This window comes from Synechococcus sp. H55.9 (assembly GCF_047462355.1).
Classification (GTDB): Bacteria; Cyanobacteriota; Cyanobacteriia; order Thermostichales; family Thermostichaceae; genus Thermostichus.
On the sequence record NZ_JANSJB010000080.1, the window covers coordinates 1 to 11,128 of the forward strand.

The 11,128-nt window shown below is 62.2% G+C and carries 10 protein-coding genes; 9 read left to right on the forward strand and 1 reads right to left on the reverse strand.

Annotated elements, in window-relative coordinates; genetic code table 11:
* From ebsA to NW857_RS10215, 9 genes are all read left to right on the forward strand, one after another.
* Window positions 1–454, forward strand: a 454-nt coding sequence (gene ebsA, locus NW857_RS10175) for a type IV pilus biogenesis protein EbsA (RefSeq protein WP_414368862.1), incomplete at its 5' end; no start/stop codon positions are given.
* Complete coding sequence (gene cimA / locus NW857_RS10180) at window positions 444–2,135, forward strand: citramalate synthase (protein ID WP_414332571.1); 1,692 nt, start codon at window positions 444–446, stop codon at window positions 2,133–2,135. The genes ebsA and cimA, both read left to right, overlap by 11 nt.
* 116 nt (window positions 2,136–2,251) lie before the next feature.
* Window positions 2,252–2,905, forward strand: coding sequence for a dephospho-CoA kinase (gene coaE, locus NW857_RS10185; RefSeq protein WP_414368863.1), 654 nt, complete (start codon window positions 2,252–2,254; stop codon window positions 2,903–2,905).
* Between the two features lie 36 nt (window positions 2,906–2,941).
* Window positions 2,942–3,469 carry a hypothetical protein gene (locus tag NW857_RS10190; RefSeq protein WP_414335938.1) on the forward strand — a complete coding sequence of 176 codons (528 nt, stop codon included), beginning with the start codon at window positions 2,942–2,944 and terminating at the stop codon, window positions 3,467–3,469.
* A 98-nt stretch (window positions 3,470–3,567) separates the two neighbouring features.
* On the forward strand, window positions 3,568–5,799 hold the full coding sequence (locus NW857_RS10195) for a DNA polymerase III subunit gamma/tau (protein WP_414368865.1): 2,232 nt from the start codon (window positions 3,568–3,570) through the stop codon (window positions 5,797–5,799).
* Between the two features lie 40 nt (window positions 5,800–5,839).
* A complete protein-coding gene (locus NW857_RS10200) occupies window positions 5,840–6,382 on the forward strand; it encodes a hypothetical protein (RefSeq protein WP_414335941.1) in 543 nt (180 codons plus the stop codon).
* A gap of 50 nt (window positions 6,383–6,432) precedes the next feature.
* Window positions 6,433–7,335, forward strand: a complete 903-nt coding sequence (locus NW857_RS10205) for a PD-(D/E)XK nuclease family protein (protein ID WP_414368866.1) — start codon at window positions 6,433–6,435, stop codon at window positions 7,333–7,335.
* A gap of 417 nt (window positions 7,336–7,752) precedes the next feature.
* A complete protein-coding gene (locus NW857_RS10210; protein WP_414337096.1) occupies window positions 7,753–8,877 on the forward strand; it encodes an ABC transporter ATP-binding protein in 1,125 nt (374 codons plus the stop codon).
* The gene (locus NW857_RS10215; RefSeq protein WP_414335931.1) at window positions 8,871–9,815 is read left to right on the forward strand and encodes an ABC transporter permease; all 945 of its coding nucleotides are present in this window, start codon (window positions 8,871–8,873) and stop codon (window positions 9,813–9,815) included. Before NW857_RS10210 ends, NW857_RS10215 begins: the two co-directional genes overlap by 7 nt.
* Here the strand turns inward: NW857_RS10215 and NW857_RS10220 are convergent.
* Window positions 9,798–10,817 (reverse strand): Rieske 2Fe-2S domain-containing protein, encoded by a 1,020-nt coding sequence (locus tag NW857_RS10220; RefSeq protein WP_414368867.1) that lies wholly within the window; start codon window positions 10,815–10,817, stop codon window positions 9,798–9,800. The two genes, NW857_RS10215 and NW857_RS10220, sit on opposite strands and share 18 nt — an antisense overlap.
* Between the last annotated feature and the right edge of the window lie 311 nt (window positions 10,818–11,128).

Consider the following 11,128-nt stretch of genomic DNA (forward strand, 5'->3'; position numbering starts at 1 on the left):
GCAGCCCGCCGACGCGGTAGGCTGGATGGCAGTGAGCCCCTTGCTTTGTTGCCGCAATCGACGCTTCTCTCCTCTTGCCGTCATGGCTCTGCAACTCGAACCTGCCAGCCCGCCAGAAGTGGCCGTCTATCAGCCCTATTACGCCGTTGCCCGCCGACAGTACTTAGCCCTGGCGGTGGGCCTCTACAAAAGAGGCAACCTGGAGGGGCAAAGGGCTATTGAGGGGGCGGATCCCGTCCGCTTCTTGGCCAGTTGGCACATGTCCCCGCTACCTTCAGATTTAACGGTGGTTCAGGTGATCTTCGCTCAAGATGCCGAGCTCACCTATCAGCTTTCCATTGCCAACTACGAGTTTGTGGACTATCTCATCGATGTGGTGACCCTGATGCAGCGGGGGCAGCCGCCGGATTTCTCCACCGCCTTTTACAAAAAGCTGATGCGCTATGAAGATTGACCGTTCGCGCCAGCAGGACGCAGTCCTTGGTTGCTTAGCCGCCATCACCCTCTACGACACCACGCTGCGGGATGGGGCGCAGCGGGAGGGGCTGTCGCTGTCGGTGCAAGACAAGATCCAGATCGCCAAGCTGCTGGATCGGCTGGGGATCCCGTTTATCGAGGGGGGCTGGCCGGGGGCCAATCCCAAGGATGTGCAGTTTTTCTGGCAACTGCGGGAAGAGCCTCTGGAGCAGGCGGAGCTGGTGGCCTTTTGCTCCACCCGCAAGCCGGGGCGGCGGGCGGCTGACGACCCCCTGCTGCAGGCCATCTTGGCAGCGGGCACCCGCTACGTGACGGTGTTCGGCAAGTCTTGGGATCTGCATGTGACTGAGGGGCTGGGCACCACCTTGGCCGAAAACCTGGCCATGATCCGGGATACCATCGCCTATTTGCGCTCCCAGGGGCGACGGGTGATCTACGATGCTGAGCACTGGTTTGACGCCTATCGCCACAACTCCGACTACGCCCTGCAAACCCTCGTGGCGGCGGCAGAAGCGGGGGCAGAGTGGCTGGTTCTCTGCGATACCAACGGCGGATCCCTGCCCCCCGAGATTGCCGCCATCACCGCAGCCGTCTTGGCCGAGTCCCATCACCTGGGGCATTTGCCCCTGGGGATCCACACCCACAACGATTCCGGCACTGCTGTGGCCAATGCCCTGGCGGCAGTCCAGGCGGGGGCGCGCATGGTGCAAGGCACCATCAACGGCTATGGGGAGCGCTGTGGCAACGCCGACCTGTGCAGCGTCATCCCCAACCTGCAACTAAAGCTGGGCTACCGCTGTCTGCCGGAAGGGAAGCTGCAACACCTGACGGAGATCTCCCGCGCCATCAGCGAGGTGGTCAACCTAGCTCCGGATGACCATGCCCCCTTTGTGGGCCGGTCGGCCTTTGCCCACAAGGGCGGGATCCACGTTAGCGCCGTCCAGAAAAACCCCCTCACCTACGAGCACATTGCCCCGGAGCAGGTGGGCAACTGCCGGCGCATCGTGGTTTCGGAACAAGCGGGGCTGAGCAATATCCTCAGCAAAGTGGCCGGCTTCGGGATCCGGCTGGACAAGTCAGATCCCCAAGCCCGCTTGATCCTAGAGCGGTTGAAGACCCTGGAGCTGCAGGGCTATCAGTTTGAGGCGGCTGAGGCCAGCTTTGAGCTGCTGGTGCGGGAGCTGTTAGGTCAGCGCTTGCATCCATTTGAGGTGCTTAGCTTTAATGTCAGCACCACTACCCGCTCCGACTGGAGCAGCAAAGACTGGGATCCCAGTGGTGAGGCGGGGGATGTGCAGTCCTTGGCGGCGGTGAAGATTGCGGTGCAAGGGCAGACGCGGGTAACGGCAGCGGAAGGCAATGGGCCGGTGGCGGCTTTGGATGGGGCGCTGCGCAAAGCCTTGCTGGAGTTCTACCCCCAACTGGAAGGGATTCACCTGGCCGACTACAAAGTGCGCATCTTGGATGGGCGGGCCGGCACCTCGGCAAAAACGCGGGTGCTGGTGGAGTTCAGCGATGGCCACCGCCGCTGGACCACGGTGGGAGTTTCCACCAACATCATCGAAGCCTCCTGCCGGGCCTTGGTGGAAGGCTTAGAGTATAGTCTCTTGACAGCACCTTGCCTTTCCCCAGCCTCTGCCCAGATGGCCTCGCCTTGAAGGGGGATCTTCAACCATCTCCCCTCTCCCTCTGGGAGAGGGGCTGGGGGTGAGGGCTGGGAGAGGGGCCGGGGGTGAGAGGCTGGCTCCAACTTGTGTGAAATCGCACAGCTCCCATGAGAATCATCGGCTTGACGGGCGGCATAGCCACCGGTAAATCCACAGTGGCCCGCATCTTGGAACGGCACGGGATCCCGGTGGCCGATGCGGATCAGATGGCCCGCCAGGCCTTGGCGGTGGGATCCCCCATCCGCGAGCGGGTGCTGCAGCGCTATGGCCAGGCCATCCGGGATCCCTCTGGAGAGCTGGATCGCCGCCAGTTAGGGCAGATTATCTTTGCCGATGCCGCCGAGCGGGCCTGGCTAGAAGCCCAGATCCACCCGTTTGTCAAAGCGCGGCTGCGGGAGTTTCTCCAGTCTCACGGAGCCTCTGCGCCGCAAGGGGTTGCAAATCCTCAAAAGGACGGCCCTCCCACCGTTTGCCTGATGATCCCGCTGCTGTTTGAGGCCCACATGGAAAACTGGGTCAGCGAGATCTGGGTGGTGACCTGTACCCCTGAGCAGCAGCGGCAGCGCCTGGCTCAGCGGGATCCCCTCCTGACACCGGCAGAAATTGAAGCTCGCCTGGCCAGCCAGTGGCCCCTGGAGGAAAAGGCCCGTCGCGCCCATGTAGTGCTGGACAATTCCGGATCCCTGGCGGAGCTGGAAGCCCAGGTGCAACAAGCGCTGGCTTCCCAGAAACCCCTGGCCTCGCCCCAGCAGGCTGGATAGAGTAGCGGATGGGGATGGTGGGTTGAGGAAGAGTCGATGCAAGAAACGATTTGCGGCGGCGAGCCTGTTGGCGATAGCAGGGCAGAGTCCTGGTGGGTGCAAGCGCTGGCGGCGCGGGAGCAGGAGATTCAGGCTTTGCGGGAGCGCAACCGCCTGCTGCAAAGCCAGATCGATCTTTTGGAGCTGCGCCAAGAAAAGCAACACCGACAGATTCGCAGCTATGAGGCCGAGATCGAGCAGCTCTACCAAGAAAAGCAGGTGTTGGAGCAGATGCTCCAAGAGCTGCCGGAGCTCTACCGGCGCAAGCTGCAGGCCCGCCTGCAGCCCATCCGCGAGCGCATCGCCGCCATTCAAGCAGAAAATCGCCAGCTCAAGAGGGAGCTGTACCAGCTCAGCTACCGCCTGCAGCACATAGATCAACTGGATGCCCCCCGCTGGAAGGTGCAATTGCCGCAGATGCCGCCCCTGCGCCGCCGGGATCCCAAGGCTTTGCTTGCCCAGGAAGCAGCATCTTCTTCAAGACTCGGTGTTGCTCCTGAGGGACACAGGGAGAAGCCAGAATAGGGGGAGCCCCCCTGGGATCGCCTCAGCATCGAGGGGTTGCGGCGGGGGCGCGCTTGCAAGGACTCCGTCCCGCTATTGCGACTGGAGATCTCCAAAAAATGGCCGCTGCCGGCAAGTACGAACCCCTTCATTTGAAATACCGCCCGCAGCGCTTTGCCGATGTGGTGGGCCAAGGGGCGGTGGTACAGACTTTGACCAATGCCATCCGGCAAAACCGGGTGGCGCCGGCCTACTTGTTCTGTGGGCCGCGCGGCACGGGCAAGACCTCCAGCGCCCGCATTTTGGCTAAGTCCCTAAATTGCGAGCAGGGGCCGACGCCGGATCCCTGTCAGGTGTGCAGCCAGTGCCGCGCCATCACCGCCGGCTCTTCTTTGGATGTGATTGAAATCGACGCCGCCAGCAATACCGGTGTGGACAACATCCGCGAGCTGATCGAGCGGGCCCAGTTTGCGCCGGTGAATAGCCGCTACAAGGTCTATGTCATCGACGAGTGCCACATGCTCAGCAATGCCGCCTTCAACGCTTTGCTGAAGACCCTAGAAGAGCCGCCCCCCCGCGTGGTGTTTGTGCTGGCCACCACCGACCCTCAGCGGGTTCTGCCCACCATCGTTTCCCGCTGTCAGCGCTTTGACTTTCGCCGCATTCCCCTCGACGACATGGTGGCCCACCTGGGCAAGATTGCCGCCCAGGAAGGGATCCCCATCACGGCAGAAGCCTTGCAGCTGGTGGCCCAACTGGCCCAGGGAGGGCTGCGGGACGCCGAGCGCCTGTTGGATCAGCTCAGCTTGCTGGAGGGATCCATCACCCCAGAAGCCGTGTGGGACTTGGTGGGCGGGATCCCGGAGCGGCAGCTTTTGGAGTTGACCGATGCCCTGCTGGCTCAGGATGTGCAAGCAGTGCTGGCCCAGACGCGGCAATTGCTGGAGCGGGGCAGAGAGCCGCTGGTGCTGCTGCAGAGCCTGGTGGCCTTTTACCGGGATCTGCTGCTGGCCAAGACGGCACCACAACAGCGACAGTTGGCGGCCGTAACGGATCCCACTTGGGCAGCCCTGCAGCAGCGGGCCCCTCGCTACTCGGTGGAGATGCTGCTGGCGGCCCAGAGCCATCTGCGCCAGTGCGAGCCGCAAATTCGCCAGGGCGGCCAGCCCCAGCTTTGGTTGGAAATTGCCCTGCTGGATCTGCTGGGCCAGCTTCGCCAGGGTGCCGTCCCGCTGCCATCGACAGAGGCCAAAGGCGGAAAGCCGCTCCCCGTTGCCGACCTATCCCCTGCTCTCTCTCCTGAAGCTGTTGTCGGCCCGTCTTCTGCTAGGGGCAACAGCAAGCCGGAGGTCTTGAAGAACCTCGATGGGAACGTTGCCCCCGCTGTCGTAGGAGAAAAGCAGCAGGCTGCAGCAGCGGTTGAAAAGCTCCCAACCCCTGCCTCTCGAGCAACGGGGGACTCCACACCGCCACCGACAGCAGGGCCAAGCCGAGGGGAGACTTCCCCGAAAAAAGCGCAAGATCCCGCCGCTTCCTCCGCCAGGCTCTTGCGGCCCCGCTGGGAGGAGTTCCTCAAGGGCCTTTCCCCAATTACCAAAGCCCTGCTGGGATCCGGGCATTTGCAGCAAGAGACTCTGGAAGAGATTACCCTTGCCTTTCCCAGCAAAGGCTTGGTGGACAAGGTGCGCAGCAAAGAAGCCGAACTGCGGTCGGTACTCCACCATCTGTTGCAGCGCCCTGTGCAGCTCAACTTGGTTGTGCAGCGCTCCGGCAGGCCGGAGGTTTCCAATCGCACCGGCGAAACCAAGTCCAAGAGCTCCGCCCCGCTGCCGCCCACAGCATTTCTCCCCCCCGATCCCGTTGCCGCGCCAGGGTTGCCAAGCGATAACACCAGCAGCCCTGCTTCCTCAACGGAGCCCATCCCGCCAAGTACCGGGCACCATCCCCCCTCTGACCCACCTTCGCCAGAGCCTGAGCGCAACGATCCCGTGGGGGGCGCTCAGGTGAACGGCTCAGCAACCAGCATTGCTTCTCTAGGTTATGCAGAGCACCGTCGGCAGTCCTATGAACTAACCCATGAGCTGGCGGAGATTGCCCGCCGTTTTGCCGACCATTTCAACGGCAGCCTGGTGGACTTGGAGGGGGTGTTGGGATCCGCGGCAGGGCTCTCCTCAATGGAGACTTTAGAAGCCGAGGGATCCCTCGACCTGCTCTCCGGTGAGATCTACGACCCGCCGACACCGGCAGAAGGGTCTGCTGCAGAGTTTCCCAATGCAGCAGCAAAGCCGTCTTTTCCGCTTGTCGATCGCCAAGCAGAAAGGGAATCCTTAAAGGAGGAGCTGCCTTTTTAAGGGCTATCTTAAGCTTGGTGAAGCGAGCCCCCCTCTGCCCATGTTGATCTTCCCCATCTCCCCGTTGATTCGCTACGCTTTGCAGGCCTTGTACTGGGGATTGAGCCTGCCCCTGCCCATCTTGCTGTCCCGGCAACAGGCAACACCGCTTGAGCTGGGATCCCTTTGGGCAACTCTGCTGCTGGGATGGGGAGTAGTCCTGGGATCCCTGAGCCAGCAGATCCAGTTGGATGAAAAGGGCATGCAGGCCACCTACCCAGGCTGGGTGCCACCTTTTGTGCGGCAGGAGTGGCAGATCCGGTGGGCTGATGTGGAACGCATTGAGCCCCGCTCCACCAGCCAAGGCGGTATGGTGTACTACTTAGTCACCCAAGCTGGGGAGCGCGTGCTTTTGCCGATGCGGGTGGCCGGGTTCCAGCGTCTGTTGGCCGAGGTTCAACGTCACACCCAACTGGAGATCGGCGGGCTGCGCCCTTACGTTCAGCCTTGGATGTACGGGCTGCTCGGATGCTTGGCTCTGCTTTTGTTGCTCTGGGATGGGATGGTCGCTGTCTGGGTCTGGGCAAATTCGACAGGAGCCTAGCACAACCCCCAGCTTTTAGTGGAAGGTCAGTTCAAGTGTGCTCAGAGCAGTTGCACTCCTCCCATCCCCGCCAGGACTTGCCCATGTCTGGGATCCCGATTGCCCCTTTTGTAGGCTCTGCCCCCCCTTTGGAGAGGCTGAGCCTTGAGCAGGTCAACCTGTCTGCTTCCGCCTTGGCGCTCCTGGATCATTGTCCTCGCCTGTTTCGCTATGTGTACCTGGAGCGGTTGATCTGGCCTGCTGCCAATGCTTCTGAGCACGAACTGGAGCAGAGGCGCGGGCAGCAGTTTCACCGCTTGGTCGAATGGCACAGCCGCGGTCGGCAGGTGGAGCCCCGCTTATCTGCTTTGGATGAGACAGTACGCCAGTGGTGGCAGGTGTTCTTGGCCAGTCCCCACGCTCATCCGCAGGGGCGGGTGTTGGCGGAATTGCCCCTCTGGCAGCGGATCGAGGGGTTTAAGCTGATGGCCCGCCTGGATCGGCTGGTGATTACCCCGGGATCCCTGCACATTGTCGATTGGAAGACGGAGCGGCAGCGCCCCCCCGATGAACAGTTGGCCCAGGACTGGCAGGTGCGCCTCTACCCCCTGCTGCTGTGTGGGGTGGCCGATCAACTGCCCCTGGAAGTCCCCTTCCAGCCGGAGCAGGTGCAACTGACCCTTTGGTATGTGCAACACCCGCAGCAGCCCTTCTACCGCCGCTACAGCGCCGCCGCCTACGAGCGGGATCTGGCCCACCTCAAAGCCACCCTGGCCCGCCTGCGGCAACTGGAGGCGCAGAACTTTCCCGGGATCCCCTACGGTGAACGCTGTGCCAGTTGTCTGTTCTGCTCCCGCTGCCACGGGCTCATGCCGCAAGGGATCCCTGCCCAGGACCTCACAGATTGGGTCTGGCCCATGCAAGAGCCTACGCCGCCTGCGGAGACAGATTGGGAGAACGGTGTTCCGGCTTGAACCCATTCCAGACAAGTTCGACCAACCCAAGCGCTCCGCGCCGCCGACGCGACCACCCCCAGGCCCCTCACCCCCGGCCCCTCTCCCAGAGGGAGAGGGGTGGGAACATAGCAAGGAGCAGCTTCACTGCTATTGGAAATGGCCGTAGATGCAAAAGCACTCAGAGCAAGGCAGGTCGGGGCAGAATCGGTTTTGGCAACAGCCCATGCACACCTTTCACGGGAGTGTTTACCACCTGCGTGATGTGAAAGTGGCGTAGCGACACTATCTTTCATCCATCCTGTCTTGAAAAGCTGCAGACAGGGATCCCCATTTGCAAGGCTGAGTGTAGAACTTGCGCCCATGGCGCAAGAGACAGCTGCAATTTTCCCGGAGACTTGCATACTGGGTTAAAGGATGTTGTCGGCGCTGCCAACTGTGACTGCGGGTGTCCTCTCCACCACCGTCCGGGATCCCGACTGGGATGTGGAGCTCAAGGGGCTCCGCAAGCGCTTTGGCGACTTTGTGGCCCTCGACGGCATCGACTTGCAGATTCGGCGGGGCGAGTTTTTCGGCCTGTTGGGCCCTTCCGGCTGCGGCAAGACCACCCTGCTGCGCATCATCGCCGGCCTGGAGATGGCTGACCTCGGGGAAGTGGTGATCCGGGGGCGCCCGGTGGGCCACCTGCCCGCCCACAAGCGCAACGTCAACACCGTGTTTCAGAGCTACGCCCTTTTCCCCTTCCTGACCGTGGAGGAAAACGTCGCCTTTGGCCTGCGCAGGCGGGGGGTGCGAGGGGAGGCCCTGCACAAGCGGGTGGCCGCCGCCTTGGAGTTGGTGGAGATCGGGGATCTGGCCAAGCGCAAGCCCCAGGAGCTCTCCGGGGGGCAGCAGCAGCGGGTGGCCCTGGCCCGCGCCTTGGTCAATGAGCCAGAGGTGCTGCTATTGGATGAGCCGCTCTCGGCGTTGGATGCCAAGTTGCGCAAGCAGCTTCAGGTGCAGTTGTGCGAGCTGCAGCGGCGGCTGGGCATGACGTTTATTTTTGTTACCCACGACCAGGAGGAGGCGTTGGTTACCAGCGACCGGGTGGCGGTGATGCGGGCCGGACGCATTGAGCAAGTTGGCCCCATTGACGAGGTGTACGAGCGGCCGGCAACCGCCTTTGTGGCGGACTTTTTGGGGGCCAGCAACCTCATCGAAGGGATCGCCTGTGGCACCGACTGCGTGGATACGCCCCTAGGCAAGCTCAAGGTGCCCGGGATCCAGCCCAACTTGGAGCCGGTGCAGTTGGCCATCCGCCCAGAAAAGATTCAGCTTTCCCGTAGCGGCTGGGATCTGCTGCCCAACCAAGTGCCGGTGCGGGTGGAAAACCTCATCTACACCGGGGCGGAGAACCAGTACTTGCTGCAGACGGCCAATGGACAGCAGCTCAAGGCCACCGCCCTCAACACGGATATTGAGGAGGCGGGGTTTGAGATCGGCGAGGCGCTGGTGGCCCACCTGCCCCCCAAGAGCCTGGTGCGCCTGCGGCCGGATCCCCGGCAGGAGGATCCCCCATGCTGAGATGGCCAGGGATCCCTTCTTCTGGCCAGCGTGCCCAGGTGCGCGCCGGGGAATTGCTCTCCCCCTGGCAGGAGCTGCTGCGCAGCCTCATCTTTGCCGGGCCGGGGGTGCTATGGGTGGTGCTGTTTTTGGTGCTGCCGGGAGTGTTGCTGCTGGTTTGCAGCTTTCTCAGCCGCGGCCAGTTTGGCGAGGTGGGACTGCCTCTGACGCTGGCCAACTACCTGCGCATTCTCGGCTACGGCCCCCTGGGCTGGACGCCCATCTACTGGCAGATCTTGGGCCGCAGCCTGCTGGTGGCGGCCGTCACCACCTTCTTTTGTGTGCTCCTGGCCTATCCCCTGGCTTTCTTTATTGTCGCCCACCCGCCCCGACAGCGGGATCTATTGCTGACGCTGGTGGTGGTGCCGTTTTGGACGAACCTGGTGATTCGCACCTACGCCTGGATGGTGGTGTTGGCGCCAGAAGGGTGGCTGGCCCGCCTGGCCGCCTGGCTGGGCTGGATCCCGCCCCAGACGGCTCTCTACCCCAGTTGGCTGGCCGTGTACCTGGGCATGGTCTACACCTTTTTGCCTTACATGGCCTTGCCCCTGTACACAGCAGTGGAGCGCATCGACTGGCGCCTGGCGGAGGCGGCGCGGGATCTCTACGCCAACGGCTGGCAGGTCTTCTGGTGGGTGCTTTTTCCCCAAACGCTGCCGGGGCTGGCGGCGGGCTTGATTTTGGTGGCCATCCCAGCGCTGGGTATGTTCGTGGTACCGGACTTGCTGGGGGGCAGCAAGACCTTGTTGATCGGCAATGTCATCCAGATGCAGTTTGGCGCCAGCCTGGACTACCCCTTTGGAGCAGCCCTTAGCTTTTTGGTTACCGGCCTGAGCCTGGGCTTGCTCTATGCCTACAGCCGCTATGCTGGCAGCCGCGGCCTAGAAGAGCTGATCTGAGGCATTGCCATGAGCTTTCAGCAGGGCGGCCAGTTGCTTGCGCATCAGGATCCCGGGTTTGTCGGTAAACATATGCTGCTCGGCGCTGAGGTCGAGAGGGACATCGGGATCCGTAGTTTCCAGAATGGCCCTGTCTTCCAAAGTTACAGCCCGGTCGAAGCGGACTACCTCTGAGGCTGGAGCATCCGCTTCCGTGTCGTTGCGCAGGCAAAACTGCACCACTTGCGAGGCCCGGTCGTTGATGGGGGTGGGGATGTTGACGATAACATGGCTGCGGCCATTGGGGTAGCGGATGTGAAGGTGGTTGGTGAAGGGCAGGTACCAGGTGGAAGTGGTGGTGCGCTCGGTTTTGGCAAGGGGAATGCCCAGGTTTTTTTGTTGCAGCTCTGGGTTGGCCACACCGACCACCAGGCGGGTACGGATGCCGTAGTCCAGCTCCTCGATCTCGAAATGACTGGGTACCAGGTTGTCTAGGCTGCCAAAGGTGTTTTGATGCACAAAGCTGAAGTGGGCAGCATCGAACTCGTTCTCGCAGATGCGCAAACTGGCGCATTCCCAACGTTCGTAAAACTCGTGGATGAGCCGGTAGCTGGGATCCTCTGCCTCTGGAATGACCGGGATATCTCGCAGGGGTTGAGGATCCAAACAAACCCAGGCATAGCCGTAACGGGCCTGGCAGAGATAGGCGGGAATGCGGTAGCCCTCCGGAATGCGCGCGCGAGCCGGCAACTGCGGCACCTTGACGCAGGCACCTGTGCCATCAAACTCCCAGCCGTGGTAGGGGCAGCGAATGTGGCCATCGCAGACAATCCCCTTGGAGAGTTGGGCCGAACGATGACAGCAGCGGTCGGCAGCAGCTTGGGGCTGCCCGGCTTGATCCAACCAGAGGACGATCTTTTCTCCCAGCAGCTCAAAGGGTTGCGGGGCTCCCTGCTTCAGTAGGCTGAGGGGCATCACCGGGTACCAAAAGCGCCGAAAGACAGGATGCTGAGTAACCAACATGGCTGAAAATCCCCAGGGTGGGTGTGGGATCCTGGCTAGCAAATTGGCCGATTGGGTTCCGTAGCCTCTGCCACAATCCCGTTTGCGGATCCCCCAGCCGAAAAGAGGGAGTTGGGGTTGCTACCAAGCCTCTTCCCCAGGGATCCCGCTGCTCCGGGAAAATTAACTCTCGGGACTTCTGGTAGCTTGAGAATACCGGCTTTGCGTTCAACTCGAGGGATCCCTTGACCCAAACTCTGCCTTCTCAGGCTTCTGCCCAGCCCAAGTTCTCTGCCGTGTCTTCCCCCCCGGCTACTTGGGATGTGATTGTC